The following is a 13,445-nucleotide window of genomic DNA, read 5'->3' on the forward strand; positions in this document are numbered from 1 at the left end:
ACGGCGGAGAGCGCCAATTACCGGTGCTCAAAACCCTCAATTCACCCTTCGCCTCTTTTTCGCCCCATTTCACCGGTTACAACATGTTATGTTATTACATAATTGAAAGCCCCGAAATGCCTTTTGATCGTGATCCCTTCGCGTCGTCCCTCATGGGGCGCTCGGCCTTGATGCGCCTGGCCTATGTAGCGGTTGGCATTGCTGTGCTTTGGGCAGCCATCGGCTGGGCGGTGGCGCTGGCATGAACGATCTGATCCGCCTCAACAATCTCACCGTCACCTATGAACGCCATCCGGCCGTTCACCACATCTCGGGCGGCTTTGCCACCGGTAGCCTGACGGCGATTGCCGGGCCGAACGGGGCGGGAAAATCGACCTTGCTCAAAGCGATCGTCGGCGAACTCAGCCCGGCGGAAGGGTCGATCGATCGCGGGGGGCTGGCCCGCAACGATTTCGGCTATCTGCCGCAAGCCGCCGATATCAACAGACGCTTTCCGATCTCGGTTGCCGATACCGTCATGCTCGGCGCGTGGAAGAATTCCGGCGCCTTTGGCCGGTTTTCTCTAGAGGATGCCGAGCGGGCGCAAGAGGCGCTCGGCATCGTCGGACTTTCGGGCTTCGAAAAGAGGTATATCGGCTCGCTTTCGGCGGGGCAGTTCCAGCGCGTGCTATTCGCGCGGCTACTGCTGCAGGATGCCCGCGTCATTCTACTGGACGAACCTTTCACCGCGATCGATCAGCGCACGACACGCGATCTTCTCGACCTCGTACTGCGATGGAACCGGGAGGGACGCACGGTCATCGCCGTGCTGCACGATTTCGAGCAGGTGCGAAGCTATTTTCCCGAGACACTGCTGATCGCCCGCGAACTTGTGGGATGGGGCAAGACGCAGGATATTATGAGCCCCGCCAATCTCATCAAGGCGCGCGCAATGGCCGAGCGCTGGGATGACGAGGCTGCGACATGCCTGTCCGAGGAAGAGCATGACGAAGGCGCCCTCGTGAAGCGGGAGCCTGCCGAATGACCGTCTACGATATCTTCCTCGCCCCTTTTGCGGACTACGGTTTCATGCGGCGCGCGCTGATTGCCTGCGTCTGTCTCGGCCTCGGCTCCGGCCCAATCGGCGTCTTCCTGATGCTCCGGCGCATGAGCCTGATGGGCGATGCCATGAGCCATGCCGTCCTGCCTGGTGCTGCCATCGGCTATCTCATCGCCGGCTCGCTGTCGCTGACGGCCATGGGGCTAGGCGGGCTTGTCGCTGGCCTTTCGGTGGCGCTGCTGTCCGGCCTCGTCAGTCGGGTGACCGTGCTGCAGGAGGATGCGAGCTTTGCCAGCTTCTACCTGACTTCGTTGGCGCTCGGCGTCCTCATCGTGTCGCTGCGCGGCTCCAATATCGATCTCCTGCATGTGCTCTTCGGCACGATCCTCGCAATCGACGCGCCGGCTCTCTACCAGATCGGTGCGATCACGACGGTGACGCTGCTGGCGCTCGCCGTCATCTATCGGCCGCTGGTCATGGAATGCTTCGATCCCGGTTTCCTGCGTGCCGTCGGCGGGCGCGGACCGCTCTATCACTTCCTGTTCCTGCTGCTGGTCGTTCTCAACCTCGTCGCTAGCTTCCAGGCGCTCGGCACGCTGATGGCCGTCGGGCTGATGATGCTGCCGGCGGCCGTGGCGCAGCTCTGGTCGCGCAGCCTGCCCGCCATGATGATGATCGCAACAGGAACGGCGACGGCTTCAGGTTATGTCGGCCTCATCGCATCCTATCATCTCGAATTCGCATCGGGCCCGACCATCATCATCACCGCCAGCCTGATCTACGGCTTCTCCATTCTCTTCGCACCCTCGGGCCTTGCCCGGCGGTTCTTCCCCCGTCCCCATCTCCGGGGCTAATCCGAACAAGGAGACTCGCATGAACAAACAGAGACTGCTCCTCTCAGCCGCTGCGGCAGCCTTCGTCGCCTTTGGCGTCGCCGCACCTGCTTCCGCCGAAACCCTCAATGTGGTGGCGTCCTTCACTGTGCTTGCCGATGTCGTCAAGCATGTCGGCGGCGACCATGTAAAGGTGTCCAGCCTCGTCGGCCCGAACGGCGACCCCCATGAATTCGAACCTTCGCCGGCCGATGCCAAGACGCTGAATGCGGCCAAGATCGTCTTCGTTAGCGGCGAAGGCCTGGAAGGCTGGATGGACCGGCTGATCAGCGCATCCGGCTACAAGGGAACGCCTGTTGTCGCTTCGGAAGGCATCGACACGCGCACCATGGTCGATGATGGCAAGACGGTCACCGATCCGCATGTCTGGAACAGCCCGGTCAATGTGAAGGTCTGGGTCGCCAATATCGAGAAGGCGCTTTCTGCGGTGGATCCGGCCGATGCGGCTGACTTCAAGGCCAATGCCGAGCGCTATACCAAGGTCCTGACCGAGCTTGATGCCTATGCCCACAGCAAGTTCGACAAGATCGCCGACGATCGCCGCAAGGTGCTGACGAGCCACGACGCCTTCGGCTATTTCGGCCGCGAATATAAAGTGAACTTCCTTGCTCCGATTGGCTTTTCGACAGAGACGGAAGCCTCGGCTGCAAAGGTCGCCCAGCTGATCGAGCAGATCAAGACCGAGCATGTGAAGACCTATTTCTTCGAAAACTCGAACGATCCGCGCCTCGTCAAGCAGGTCGCCAAGGCAACCGGCGCCGAGCCTGGCGGTGAGCTCTATGTCGAATCGCTGTCAAAGGCCAACGGACCGGCTTCGACTTACGAAAAAATGTTCCGTTATAACGTTGATCAACTCGCCACGGCCATGGCTAAGTCGAGCTGATCACTCAATGATCGAGGTCGCAGGCATAGACTGCCTGCGACCACACCGCTTAAATGTTGAAATCGAAGACCATCAGGCCGGCCAGACCGCCGTCCGTGGAGGAAACGATCCGTTCGCCGACGGCGACATGATCGGGATGCACCAGATAGGCATCGCGCGCTTCGACACTCTCGAAGGTAACGGCAAATCCATCGGCGAAGCCGCCATGCAGGCCCTCGGGCGAGACGTTCGGCCCATATTTCACGTCAACAATGCCCGGGATGACCTTCTGCAGGGCGACGACGGAGTCGAAGAGCGCCGCCTTCTCGTCCTGTGTCAGGGCGAACTTGAGTCTAAGAAAAACGCAATGCAGGATCATAAGGCAATCTCCCTGGAGGTCGGCGGCAGCATAGAGAGAAAGGGGAGCCGGGCAAGGCACCAATTCGCGAACATTGCGTTCCGGTAGCGAGGCGAATGGCAACGTGTTAGCTGGAAAAATAGCTCACACCGACAGATGAGCTTTGGCTGCCGCAGTGATTTCGCGTGTCAATTCCGCAAGCCGGTCGGCTGCGAGACGGTTCACTTGCCAATATAATGGAATATCCAGCGGCGTTTCGGGAATCAGCTCGACCAAGCGCCCGGTCTCCAGATGCTCCCGCACAAGCTGGATGGGATTCATGCCCCATCCCATGCCTGCAAGGCTGGCATCGACGAAGCCTTGAGTCGAAGGCAGCCAGTGGCTCGGATAGGCAAAATCCTCTCCGAATGTCTGGCGTATCCAGCGGCTTTGAAGCCTGTCCTTCTGGTTGAAGGTCAGGGCGGGCGCATTCTGGATCGCTTCCGGGGTAACACCTTTTGAAAAATGCCGAGCGATGAAATCGGGACTTGCTGTCGCATGGTAGCGAAGCGCGCCGAGAAACATACGCCAGCAGCCCTGAATCGGTTTTTCCAGGCTGGTGACAGCTGCAATAACTCGCCCCCGCTGTAGCCATTCGGCCGTATGATCCTGGTCGTCGATGGCGATATCAAGCAGATAGGAGGAATTTTTGGCAAAACCGGATATGGCTTCCACGAACCACGTCCCAAGACTGTCGGCATTGGTGGCAACGTGAAGCGTAACTCGTTGCTTGGGATCGCCCGGATCGACAAGCGCCGGTAAACGTCCGAACAGCTCGTCTTCCAGCATGCCGACATTCTCCATATGGCGGCAGAGCCAATCACCCTTTTCCGTCGCGGTGCAGGGATTACCCCTGACGATCAAGACGATGCCCAGGCGCTCTTCAAGCTGCTTCACCCGCTGCGAGACGGCCGAAGGCGTGACGTTGAGAATGGCTGCCGCCTTTTCGAAGCTGCCGGTCTGGACGACCATGGAAACGGCACGGAGAGCGGAATAGTCGAGCATGGCTTAGTTTTTCTTAATCTGGATTAGCAACATTAAGTAGCCTAAATCTTCATATGCCGATACCGGAAATGCTCATCGGTTTTGGAGCACTTCGGCAAGGATGAATTTTTCGATCTATATGACGGGCCTGATGATGGGGCTCAGCCTGATTGTCGCGATCGGCGCGCAAAACGCCTTCGTCCTGCGTCAGGGCCTTCGCAACGAGCACGTATTCGCCGTGTGCCTTGCATGTGCGCTCTCCGACGCAGCGCTCATCATCCTCGGGGTGACGAGCTTCCGCCAAATCTCCGCGCTGCTGCCCTGGCTCGATCCTGTCATGCGCTATGCAGGAGCGGCCTTCCTCATCTGGTATGGAGCCAGGAGTCTTTATTCCGCCTTTCGTTCCTCCGCGGTGCTGGCTGCCGGAGAGGCGAAGTCATCGAGCTTCCGGCAGACGCTTGCCATGTGCCTGGCGCTCACCTGGCTCAACCCGCATGTCTATCTCGATACCGTCGCACTGCTCGGAACGATCTCGACTCGATTTCCGGGAAACGAAGCTTCATTTGCGGCGGGTGCCATGACGGGCTCCTTCCTGTTCTTCTTTTCGCTCGGCTTTGGCGCGAGATGGCTGAGACCGATCTTTGCGAAACCCGCGTCCTGGCGCATTCTGGAAACGCTCATTGCCCTTACCATGTGGATGATCGCCACCAAGCTGCTGAGCGGAGTATGATTTCTGCGTTACATTCATGGACAGTCACACGGCGCCAAGCGTAGGACGATTTCAGCTTCTGCTTTTCGAGCGCTATCGCCGGTCGGAGCCTGACAGAGAAGGAAAACAATCGTGACGCTCTTTACTGGCCTTTCGGCCTTTCCGATTACCCCGACCGATGCTTCCGGACACGTTGATATTGTAGTGCTCGCCCGCCTGCTCGAACGCATCCAACTGGCGGGCGTTGATTCCATCGGGTTGCTTGGCAGTACGGGCGGTTACGCCTTCCTGTCACGCGACGAGCGCCGGCGGGCTGTCCAGGCCGCAACAGCCAGCGTCGGCGGCAAGATCCCCGTCATCGTTGGGGTTGGAGCGCTGCGAACCGACGAAGCGCAGGCATTGGCGCGCGATGCCAAGGCGGCCGGTGCGGACGGGCTGCTGCTGGCCCCGGTGTCTTATACTCCACTCACGGAGGAGGAGGTCTATCAGCACTTCGCAGCCGTCGCGGAGGCGGGCGAACTGCCGCTCTGCATCTACAACAATCCCGGCACGACGAAATTCACATTCAGCGATGGGCTGATTGCCCGCCTGGCAAAGGTGACGAATATCGCGGCGGTAAAGATGCCTCTGCCGCAAGGAGGCGATTTCGAGGGAGAGATAGGGCGTCTGCGCCAGGAAACGCCGAAGGGTTTCGCCATCGGCTATAGCGGCGATTGGGGAGCGGCGGCCGGGCTGCTGGCCGGCGCCGACGCCTGGTACAGCGTGGCCGCCGGCCTTCTGCCCGCTGAGGCGCTGGCGCTCACACGGGCTGCCCAAGCCGGCGACATTGCGGAAGCTCAGCGGCTCGATCAGAAGTTTCAGCCGCTATGGAACCTATTCAAGGAGTTTGGCAGCTTCCGCGTCATGTTTGCGATTGCCGAAGCGCTCGATCTTTGCAGGATCGATCCGCCGCGCCCGATCCTGCCGCTCTCCGCAGCCGAAAAGGCGCGCGTGAGAAGTGCGCTCGATCATGTCTTAGCGTGATCGAGTTCTGTGCGGCGCGGCTGGTCCGAGTTTATCGCCGACGAGCTACTTCCGCTTAAACGGCTCCATGCCCTTGCGAGCCAGCTCGTCGGCCCGCTCATTCTCCGGACAGCCGACATGGTTGCCTGCAACCATCGCCGCATTAGGCCGGCCAAGCCACCGCCTGTGAACGAAACGATCCGCCCGCCGACGGCGACATGGTCTGGGATGGATCAGATAGGCATCACACGCCTCGGCACCTTCAAAGGTGACGACAAATCCATCCGCGAAGCCACCATGCAGGCCCTCGGGCGAAACATTCGGCTCGTGTTTCACATCGACAATACCGGAGATGGCTTGCTGCAAGGTGGCTATGGATTGGAAAAGGGCCTTCTTTTCATCCGATGTCATGGTGGATTTGAGCCGAAGAAAAGCGCATGCAAGATCATAACTCAGCCTCCCCGGGGCCTCAGGGGCAGCATAGAGAGAAAGGGGATGGGGCAAGACGGGTGAAGTGATGCCGGGGGCTTTTCGCAGCGGCTGCCAAAATAGCTACTTTTGGTATAATGCGGTCGGTGTAATAATGGGCGCTATCAAGCAGAAAGCAAAAGATAACTTAGAATCACATAAGTTGCTCTTTTCCAAAAGAATGTGGGGAGCTTAACGCGCCCCACATTCAAATAATGCCTTTCATGCAAACATTGCGGCCAAAGCAGCAATTTGCGGCCCCGTTGCCTTGTGCGTGTTTGAACCCGTTCTATAAAACGCATCATTTCCAACAAAGCTCATCTTTGTTTGTTTGGGAACGCGTACCCTAATTACCTCGAGGCCCTTGTATGTAATGGTGTCGATTGAGGTTGCCAGCATAGTTTTAAGCGGATCTGTAAGTCCTGATTTTTGTATGAAATCCGTAAGAATTCGCAAGTAATCATCCATACTCTTTTTCAGTATTGCCGCTTCTCTTTCCACTCCAACTACACTCACATGGCGAACCATGACTGCATTCACTCCGTCCAGTGCACGAATACGATTGGCGTCTGCTTCTTTGTCAGCAATACCAACATACAGAAAACCATCGAAATCTGGACCAACATTTGCTATACCGCAAACCGTTTCCAGGATATTTTGCAGAATATTTGGATCGAAGTCTCGTTCAGCATTCAGCCTCAAGAACCCTTGTTTAAACTCGTATCTAGATGTTTCAGTTTTTGCTCGGGTGATCGAATTTTCAAAGTCTAAAACAACGCCGGCTCCGTGTTGGAAGGCAGCAACATCTTTCTTAACAAATTCGTCGCGAATAAGACCTTTTGTCTTGTTGATATTCTTCTGCCTATCGGTAGCTTTTGTCTGCTTTTGCCCAACTTCTATACTATTCGTAAGATTAGTTAGGTTCTCCATAATCTTTTTGGAGTCGCCGGGGTACATACCTTCTTTAACAATTAAGTCAAAGAAAGCCATGTAAACGGCATAAAAAGGAGATTTCTGGGCGTTCGAGGTTGGGGTCGGATATACTACCTTTCTGAAATAATTGACCTCCTCGCTAGCTTCTTCGACAACGGATCGAACTGCAGAGAAAACAAGCTTAACTTCCTTTGATATCTTTTCTGCTCCATATGCTAAAAGAAGTCTTTCTATTTCTTTTGCATCGTCGCTTTCAATATTATACAGATTATCCCTGTATACACGCGTTCCGTCGACAGGGCCGCCACGCAATATCGATGCACAAACATCGATAATCATCTCCTCATCATCACTATCTCTGAGGTCTCCAGTCCTCAGAATACCTTGGCGGCACCAGAATATTTCTTCTGCTTTGAGCTTATATCCATGGGTATTTTTAATGGTCTCAATGCTAATCTCAGGCATTTCATAGAGCGCTAGCTTTTCTTTTGAAACATCTCCACGCAACTCGGCCCCAAGATCTCTGACAAGCTGAGCGAACCCTGATAAAACACCAGCCTGGCGCCTCTCTTGATCACTCAGTTGTTTACCTCCTGAATTAATGCGACCGAAGATGTCCGTGATTCTCCCCTCATGTTCACCAGGAAATGATGTAATTGCTAGTTGGTAATCTAGGAAATCTGCACAAATAGCTGCTGTAAGTCGCTCAACGCTTGCACCAAACTCGTCAAAAAGTCTCTCTTCTTTGGCTTGGCGAGCACGCGCAAACTCGTTGAGATCAAAGCACTTTCCAGAAACAGTAAAGCATGTTCAATGAAACTAAAAATCGCATTCAGACGTTGCATTCCGTCTATTACTTCGATTACACCCTTCCCATCAACCTTCTTTTCAGCAAGAAGTATCAACGGTATTGGGTAATTCAGAAGAACACTTTCAATAAGTTTTTGCTTTTCCGCAACGGTCCAAACCAACTTCCTTTGATATTGCCGGTTGATTACTAAACTACCATCGCGATAATCGCGATATAATGACTGAATACTCAACCCCTTTGGAGCAACGCTCATTCTTCATTCTCCTCAATACAATTTTAGCGCTAACATGCAGAAAAGATGCCTTGCGCACAACTAAAAAACAGCAAATTGTTGCTCCCAAGTTTCTCCACTTTCGGTACGTTGGGCGAGGACAAAACTTGGCCTATGACTGCCGCAGCGCTAAGCGTGAATGACCGATTTGGGTCAAAGACTTGCAATTCACTCCATTTTATAAGCAAGCCGGCGCCCAGCCTTAACCCTGCAGGTTTCCCCGATAGCGCATCGTTGCTTGTTTGTTGGATACACACATAGCAGCCCGCCTCTACTACCTCTTCTTGAAAGGCTCCATGCCCTTGCGCGCCAGCTCGTCGGCCCGCTCGTTCTCCAGGTGTCCCGCATGGCCCTTCACCCAGTGCAGCGTCACCTTGTGCCTATTGTAGGCTTCGTCCAGCGCCTGCCAGAGCTCGGCATTCTTCACCGGTTTCTTGTCTGCGGTCTTCCAGCCGTTCTTCTTCCAGCCGAAGATCCACTTGGTGATGCCGTCCTTGACGTAGACGCTGTCGGTATAGAGATCGACCTCGCATGGGCTCTTAAGGGCGCCGAGTGCCGAGATCGCCGCCATCAGCTCCATGCGGTTGTTGGTCGTCTCCGCCTCGCCACCGGAGAGTTCCTTTTCCACCTCGCCGTAACGAAGCACCGCGCCCCAGCCGCCGGGACCGGGATTCCCAGAGCAGGCGCCGTCTGTAAAAATATCGACGTGCTTCATGCCTTCAGCCCGTATTCCGCTGAGGAAGCAATCTGGCGGTGGAAGCGCAGCTTGCGAAGATATTCGATCGGGTCCTTCTTGGTGACCATTGCGCCGGCTGGGGTCGTCAGCCAATCGTAGAGGCGCGTCAGGAAGAAACGCAGCGCCGAGCCGCGGGCAAGCGTCGGCAAGGCGGCGATTTCGGCAATGCTCAGCGGCCGCACGCTCTGATAGCCTTCCAGCAGCGCCATGCCCTTGGTGATGTTGTAGGCGTGATCCTTCTCGAAGCACCAGGCGTTCAGGCAGATCGAGACATCGTAGGCGAGCTGATCGTTGCAGGCGAAATAGAAATCGATCAAGCCGGACAGCGTGTCGCCGAGGAAGAAGACATTGTCCGGAAAGAGATCGGCATGGATGACGCCCTCGGGCAGACCCTTTGGCCAATGCTTTGCAAGGAAATCGAGTTCGCCGCGGATTTCATCCTGCAGGCCGGCTTCGACTTCGTCAGCGCGTACCTCAGATTTTTCCCAGAGTGTCTGCCAGCCCGCGATCGACAATGCATTCGGGCGACGGATCTCGAAACCCTCGGCGGCAATATGCATGGCGGCCAGTGCCTTGCCGACTTCGCGGCAATGATGCGCTTCGGGCTTGCGCAGCCACATACCCTCGAGGAAGGAGATCAGGGCTGCAGGGCGGCCGGAGAGATGGCCGAGCAAGGCGCCGTCACGGCGCGGCAAGGGCAGCGGACAGGACAGGCCACGGCTCGCCAGATGCTGCATCAGCCCCAGAAAAAACGGCAGATCGCCCTTGTCGACGCGCTTCTCATAAAGCGTCAGGATCAGCGGATCGCGGCTCGTATGTAAGAGGAAGTTCGAATTCTCGACGCCTTCGGCAATGCCCTTGTAGGAGAGCAACTCGCCGACATCATACTCGGTCAGGAACCACTTCAAATCGTCTTCTGTAATATCGGTATAAACGGCCACGAACTATTCCCTTGATACATATAAGCTGCCGCAGCCAGCCACCCGCCCTCGTGGTTCGAGACGGCCCCCTTCGACAAGCTCAGGATCGCCTCCTCACCATGAGGGCTGATCGAGGCGTCTGGCGGCAAAATTCGCTCCACCTCATCCTGAGGTGCTTTGCCGATGTAGCGTCAGCGCAAGCGGCAAGGCCTCGAAGGAAGAGGTGACCCTCTCATTCTCCGTTGACGAAAGCCATATCTGCTGTCGTCAGCTCTATACTGCGAAGCTCGCGATTGACGAGGAAATTCTCGGTTTCCTTCACAGTTTCAGCGAGTTCCACCACAGCATTATAGCGGGCGCGGAAGGCTTCGATGATCTCGTTGACGATGACTTCTGGCGCGGATGCACCAGCGGACAAACCGACCGTCTTGATATCGCCGATATTATCCCAATCGATCTCGGCAGCGCGCTGGACAAGGACGGATTTCTTCGCCCCTGCCCTCAGCGCCACTTCGACGAGGCGCTTGGAATTCGACGAATTCGGCGCACCGACGACGATGAAGAGATCGCAGCCCGGTGCCGCTTCCTTCACCACTTCCTGGCGGTTCGTCGTGGCATAGCAGATCGAATCGGCGGCCGGGGCCGTGAGATTTGGAAAACGCTCCTGCAGACGCGCGATGACGCCGGCGGTATCATCGACCGAGAGCGTCGTCTGCGTGACGAAGCCGAGATTGTCGGGATCGGCGGGCTCGTAGATATCGGCATCCTCGACCGTCTCGATCAATGACACGGCACCCTCTGGCAGCTGGCCCATGGTGCCGATCACTTCCGGATGGCCGGCATGGCCGATCAGCACGACGTGGCGGCCGAGACGATTGTGGCGCATGGCCTGCTTGTGTACCTTCGAGACCAGCGGGCAGGTGGCATCAAGATAGAAGAGATTGCGCGCATCGGCATCGGCCGGCACGGATTTCGGCACGCCATGCGCCGAGAAGACGACGGGCTGGGCGCGATGTTCGGCAGGGATTTCATCCAGCTCCTCGACGAAGATGGCGCCCTTGGCTTCCAACCCCTCGACGACATAACGATTGTGGACGATCTCGTGGCGGACATAAACAGGCGCGCCATAGGCCTTCAACGCCAGAACGACGATTTGAATAGCGCGGTCGACGCCGGCGCAGAAGCCGCGCGGCCCGCAAAGCCGGATGGTCAGGTCAGGTTTGGAAACGGCTATGTTCATATCTCTTCCGAAATGCGCGACGATGGCTGAGCCATAGATGGGCTGCCCTGCCGCCTGCTCCATTCAGTCCGCATGGTCTCATCGAAAAACCGCTGCGCACTTTTTGGGATCATGCTCTAGCCGAATATTCCATCGAAATGAAGCTATTCTATTGCATGCCTCTATTGTCGGGGTGCGTCCGGATGGCGTTTGCGCCACCAGGATATAGCGACGATCGCTGCCAGCGCCACCGCCAAGCCATACCAGGTCACGGCATATTGCAGGTGATTGTTCGGCAAATCGATGATGGTGACACCGCCGATCGGCAGGCCCGCCGGATTGGGCGTCTTGTCCACGTCGATGAAGAAGGGCAGCACCTTGTCCTTCGGCAGGCCGACGCTGGAGGCCATGGCGTCCAGATCCTTCCAGAAGAAAATGTTCTTGCCGAGATCATTATCCGGCATGCCGTCGGGCCGCTCGGTAAGTTTGGCGCGGGCAAGACCGGTGACAGTCTGTTCGCCTGTCAATTCACCCTGTTTGCGCTTTTCTGGGTCCTTCGCCTCTGTGGGTACAAAGCCTCGATTGACGAAGATGAAGCGGCCGTCGTCCAGCTGCAGCGGCGTATAGATGTGATAGCCGGGATCGCCATCATAGGTGGCGAGGAAATGCCGCTCCTTGTCGTTGATATAATGGCCGGTGGCGGTTACGACACGATATTCGATATCGCCGCCGGATGCCGCCATCGTCTCGATCGCCGACAAGGGCATAGTCGGTGCGTCCTTGCGGGCCGCGATGTCAGCCAGCAGGCCCTCTTTCCATTGCAGCCGCTCGACCTGCCAGGTGCCGAGCCCGATGAGGATGACGAGCGCAACGAGCAGAAGCAGTGCCTTGGCGATCTGCCACAAGGGATTGGCGCGGCGCACAGGCACTGCGGACTCAGTCACGGTGGACGCGCCCTTCGGCGGCGTTGTTGCGATATTGCAAGGCGATCAGGATGCCCTTGCACCAGCGCAGGGACAGCAGGGAAAGGATGATCGTCAACGGGGCGAACAGCACTATGTAGACCCAGATCGGCGGCGCATAATTGATCTGCATCCACAAGACCGAACCGATGATGATGAAGCCGACGATCAGGATGACGAAGACCGCTGGCCCATCACCGGCATCGGCGAAGGCATAATCGAGATCACAGGCGGCGCAGCGCGGCTTCAGCGACAATAATCCGTCGAAGAGCTTGCCTTGACCGCAACGCGGACAACATCCCTGTATGCCGACCTTGAATGGATCGACGGGCGCAAAGAGAGCGCTATCACTATGGGATGCCTCGTCCGGCGTCTTGTCTTGCTCTGAGGTCAAGTTCTGTCTCGATCGGTCTGCCATTGCGGGCGAACCTATCCATCTCGCCCCTGTCACTATCAGTAGCTGCGATGTGCGCATCCGTCCAATCGAAAAGCTCTCGAGTACCCGTCATCAGCGTGAAAAGCATGCAGAAAGGATCGAATTCATGGCATTCAGCGAGGGTACAGAACTTGGCCAAATCGTGATTCTGAACGGTGCGCCACGATCCGGGAAAAGCAGCATCGTTGACGTGATTCAGGCTGAATTCGCAGGCGTGTGGGTCAATCTCGGTGTCGACGCCTATGCGCGCCACATCACGCCTCCACGCTACCGTCCTGGTATCGGTTTGCGTCCCGGCGGCGAGCGGCCTGATCTCGAGCCGCTGGTTGCGCGCCTTTATGCCGCACTCTATGCGTCGATCGCCGCACACAGCCGCATGGGATTGAATGTCGTCGCCGAGTTCGGTCATCATGACAGCTATTCCCAACCGCTTGGCATTCTCGCCGATTGCGCCCGGCTGCTGACGGGGCTGCCCGCTCTGTTCGTCGGCGTGCGCTGCCCACTCGATGTCGTGATGGGGCGGCGGCTGGCCGAAGGGCCGGAAAAACGGAACACTTACGTCAAGGTCGAGGCTGGCATGCCTGTCCCTGCGCCGGTCATTGCCTGGCAGGAACAGGTACATCGGCCCGGCATTTACGATCTGGAGATCGATACATCCGTGAGCGGCCCCAAGGCATGCGCCGAGCAAATCCGGCGATTGCTCACTGAGGGTCTGCCTCATCCGACGGCATTCGAGAGGATTGCCTCAAGAGATTGAGGGCACCAAAACAAAAGACAGGCGCTGAGCGCCGCCCCTGACTTAA

General features: G+C 57.1%; 16 protein-coding genes and 2 pseudogenes. 7 read left to right on the forward strand and 11 right to left on the reverse strand.

Annotated features, from left to right (window positions below; all coding sequences use genetic code 11):
• Positions 1 to 116: 116 nt before the first annotated feature.
• Genes PH562_RS24210 through PH562_RS24225 form a run of 4 tightly spaced genes read left to right on the forward strand, consistent with a single transcriptional unit; the run spans position 117 to position 2,815 of the window.
• The gene (locus tag PH562_RS24210) at positions 117 to 245 is read left to right on the forward strand and encodes a hypothetical protein (RefSeq protein ID WP_280949796.1); all 129 of its coding nucleotides are present in this window, start codon (positions 117 to 119) and stop codon (positions 243 to 245) included.
• Positions 242 to 1,024 carry a metal ABC transporter ATP-binding protein gene (locus tag PH562_RS24215; RefSeq protein ID WP_285176222.1) on the forward strand — a complete coding sequence of 261 codons (783 nt, stop codon included), beginning with the start codon at positions 242 to 244 and terminating at the stop codon, positions 1,022 to 1,024. Before PH562_RS24210 ends, PH562_RS24215 begins: the two co-directional genes overlap by 4 nt.
• Positions 1,021 to 1,893, forward strand: coding sequence for a metal ABC transporter permease (locus PH562_RS24220; protein WP_285176223.1), 873 nt, complete (start codon positions 1,021 to 1,023; stop codon positions 1,891 to 1,893). Before PH562_RS24215 ends, PH562_RS24220 begins: the two co-directional genes overlap by 4 nt.
• A gap of 19 nt (positions 1,894 to 1,912) precedes the next feature.
• Positions 1,913 to 2,815: a metal ABC transporter solute-binding protein, Zn/Mn family gene (locus PH562_RS24225; RefSeq protein ID WP_285176224.1), complete on the forward strand. Its 903-nt coding sequence runs from the start codon at positions 1,913 to 1,915 to the stop codon at positions 2,813 to 2,815.
• A 49-nt stretch (positions 2,816 to 2,864) separates the two neighbouring features.
• On the opposite strand, the gene PH562_RS24230 is transcribed toward PH562_RS24225, so the two are convergent.
• Together PH562_RS24230 and PH562_RS24235 are read right to left on the reverse strand one after the other, a co-directional pair.
• Positions 2,865 to 3,173, reverse strand: coding sequence for a Dabb family protein (locus PH562_RS24230; protein ID WP_285176226.1), 309 nt, complete (start codon positions 3,171 to 3,173; stop codon positions 2,865 to 2,867).
• Positions 3,174 to 3,296: 123 nt separating this feature from the next.
• Positions 3,297 to 4,196 (reverse strand): LysR family transcriptional regulator ArgP, encoded by a 900-nt coding sequence (locus PH562_RS24235; RefSeq protein ID WP_285176228.1) that lies wholly within the window; start codon positions 4,194 to 4,196, stop codon positions 3,297 to 3,299.
• Positions 4,197 to 4,296: 100 nt separating this feature from the next.
• Here PH562_RS24235 and PH562_RS24240 point away from each other — a divergent pair, with 100 nt between their 5' ends.
• Together PH562_RS24240 and PH562_RS24245 are read left to right on the forward strand one after the other, a co-directional pair.
• Positions 4,297 to 4,905, forward strand: a complete 609-nt coding sequence (locus PH562_RS24240; protein ID WP_285176230.1) for a LysE/ArgO family amino acid transporter — start codon at positions 4,297 to 4,299, stop codon at positions 4,903 to 4,905.
• 111 nt (positions 4,906 to 5,016) lie between these two features.
• The gene (locus PH562_RS24245; protein ID WP_285176231.1) at positions 5,017 to 5,907 is read left to right on the forward strand and encodes a dihydrodipicolinate synthase family protein; all 891 of its coding nucleotides are present in this window, start codon (positions 5,017 to 5,019) and stop codon (positions 5,905 to 5,907) included.
• Positions 5,908 to 5,952: 45 nt separating this feature from the next.
• On the opposite strand, the pseudogene PH562_RS24250 reads toward PH562_RS24245, so the two are convergent.
• From PH562_RS24250 to PH562_RS24290, 9 genes and pseudogenes are all read right to left on the reverse strand, one after another.
• Positions 5,953 to 6,027 (reverse strand): annotated as a pseudogene (locus PH562_RS24250) (ribonuclease HI); the annotation flags it as partial.
• Between the two features lie 141 nt (positions 6,028 to 6,168).
• Positions 6,169 to 6,297: pseudogene (locus PH562_RS30825) on the reverse strand (antibiotic biosynthesis monooxygenase family protein); the annotation flags it as partial.
• A gap of 279 nt (positions 6,298 to 6,576) precedes the next feature.
• Positions 6,577 to 7,794: an AlbA family DNA-binding domain-containing protein gene (locus tag PH562_RS24260; RefSeq protein WP_285176232.1), complete on the reverse strand. Its 1,218-nt coding sequence runs from the start codon at positions 7,792 to 7,794 to the stop codon at positions 6,577 to 6,579.
• 164 nt (positions 7,795 to 7,958) lie between these two features.
• Positions 7,959 to 8,351 carry a DUF262 domain-containing protein gene (locus PH562_RS24265; RefSeq protein ID WP_285176233.1) on the reverse strand — a complete coding sequence of 131 codons (393 nt, stop codon included), beginning with the start codon at positions 8,349 to 8,351 and terminating at the stop codon, positions 7,959 to 7,961.
• Positions 8,352 to 8,643: 292 nt separating this feature from the next.
• The gene (gene rnhA / locus PH562_RS24270) at positions 8,644 to 9,084 is read right to left on the reverse strand and encodes a ribonuclease HI (protein ID WP_285176235.1); all 441 of its coding nucleotides are present in this window, start codon (positions 9,082 to 9,084) and stop codon (positions 8,644 to 8,646) included.
• Positions 9,081 to 10,046, reverse strand: a complete 966-nt coding sequence (locus PH562_RS24275) for a homoserine kinase (protein WP_285176236.1) — start codon at positions 10,044 to 10,046, stop codon at positions 9,081 to 9,083. The genes rnhA and PH562_RS24275 overlap by 4 nt, the downstream gene beginning before the upstream one ends.
• Positions 10,047 to 10,257: 211 nt before the next feature.
• Positions 10,258 to 11,265, reverse strand: coding sequence for a 4-hydroxy-3-methylbut-2-enyl diphosphate reductase (ispH, locus tag PH562_RS24280; protein WP_113232096.1), 1,008 nt, complete (start codon positions 11,263 to 11,265; stop codon positions 10,258 to 10,260).
• 161 nt (positions 11,266 to 11,426) lie between these two features.
• The gene (locus tag PH562_RS24285; RefSeq protein ID WP_285176237.1) at positions 11,427 to 12,188 is read right to left on the reverse strand and encodes an SURF1 family protein; all 762 of its coding nucleotides are present in this window, start codon (positions 12,186 to 12,188) and stop codon (positions 11,427 to 11,429) included.
• Positions 12,181 to 12,600 (reverse strand): DUF983 domain-containing protein, encoded by a 420-nt coding sequence (locus PH562_RS24290; RefSeq protein WP_113232051.1) that lies wholly within the window; start codon positions 12,598 to 12,600, stop codon positions 12,181 to 12,183. Before PH562_RS24290 ends, PH562_RS24285 begins: the two co-directional genes overlap by 8 nt.
• Before the next feature lie 148 nt (positions 12,601 to 12,748).
• Here PH562_RS24290 and PH562_RS24295 point away from each other — a divergent pair, with 148 nt between their 5' ends.
• Positions 12,749 to 13,399 (forward strand): chloramphenicol phosphotransferase CPT family protein, encoded by a 651-nt coding sequence (locus PH562_RS24295; RefSeq protein ID WP_285176238.1) that lies wholly within the window; start codon positions 12,749 to 12,751, stop codon positions 13,397 to 13,399.
• The last annotated feature ends 46 nt before the right edge of the window (positions 13,400 to 13,445 follow it).

It is taken from the genome of Rhizobium centroccidentale, assembly GCF_030182565.1.
Lineage (GTDB): Bacteria > Pseudomonadota > Alphaproteobacteria > Rhizobiales > Rhizobiaceae > Rhizobium.

What these genes read in the sequence shown, in the direction of transcription:
- PH562_RS24210 (WP_280949796.1), top strand. Translation starts at nt 117, where the DNA reads ATGCCTTTTGATCGTGATCCCTTCGCGTCGTCCCTCATGGGGCGCTCG.
- PH562_RS24215 (WP_285176222.1), top strand. Translation starts at nt 242, where the DNA reads ATGAACGATCTGATCCGCCTCAACAATCTCACCGTCACCTATGAACGC.
- PH562_RS24220 (WP_285176223.1), top strand. Translation starts at nt 1,021, where the DNA reads ATGACCGTCTACGATATCTTCCTCGCCCCTTTTGCGGACTACGGTTTC.
- PH562_RS24225 (WP_285176224.1), top strand. Translation starts at nt 1,913, where the DNA reads ATGAACAAACAGAGACTGCTCCTCTCAGCCGCTGCGGCAGCCTTCGTC.
- PH562_RS24230 (WP_285176226.1), bottom strand. Translation starts at nt 3,173, where the DNA reads ATGATCCTGCATTGCGTTTTTCTTAGACTCAAGTTCGCCCTGACACAG.
- PH562_RS24235 (WP_285176228.1), bottom strand. Translation starts at nt 4,196, where the DNA reads ATGCTCGACTATTCCGCTCTCCGTGCCGTTTCCATGGTCGTCCAGACC.
- PH562_RS24240 (WP_285176230.1), top strand. Translation starts at nt 4,297, where the DNA reads ATGAATTTTTCGATCTATATGACGGGCCTGATGATGGGGCTCAGCCTG.
- PH562_RS24265 (WP_285176233.1), bottom strand. Translation starts at nt 8,351, where the DNA reads ATGAGCGTTGCTCCAAAGGGGTTGAGTATTCAGTCATTATATCGCGAT.
- rnhA (WP_285176235.1), bottom strand. Translation starts at nt 9,084, where the DNA reads ATGAAGCACGTCGATATTTTTACAGACGGCGCCTGCTCTGGGAATCCC.
- ispH (WP_113232096.1), bottom strand. Translation starts at nt 11,265, where the DNA reads ATGAACATAGCCGTTTCCAAACCTGACCTGACCATCCGGCTTTGCGGG.
- PH562_RS24295 (WP_285176238.1), top strand. Translation starts at nt 12,749, where the DNA reads ATGGCATTCAGCGAGGGTACAGAACTTGGCCAAATCGTGATTCTGAAC.